A 255-nucleotide genomic window follows, 5' to 3' on the forward strand; every position below is an offset into this window, starting at 1 on the left:
CTGCTGTACTGCTTTTTCTGGGGGATTGCAGCAGTTGTATGGTTTAAGAAAGCATATCCTCTTCTATGTCCATTTCCAGAAGCTGCATGGTCAGATACAGATTTCGCTCTATATTGGTTGCATCTACAATATTAATAGTCGCGCGGGGTTTTTCATCCAGAACAAAATTTCTGGAAACGATTTCCTCACTGCTATACGGTGACATAGAGTAAATTCCGGGACGAAAGTGATCTACAGTCTGGGAATCACCAATAT

At 41.6% G+C, this 255-nt stretch carries 1 protein-coding gene; it reads right to left on the reverse strand.

Going from position 1 to position 255, the window contains the following annotated elements; all coding sequences use genetic code 11:
• Positions 1 to 43: 43 nt before the first annotated feature.
• On the reverse strand, positions 44 to 255 hold a 212-nt coding region (locus AC2FA3_RS15380; RefSeq protein WP_490510346.1), incomplete at its 5' end, for a FeoB small GTPase domain-containing protein.

This window comes from Janibacter sp. CoH_79_TC_3, from assembly GCF_058197955.1.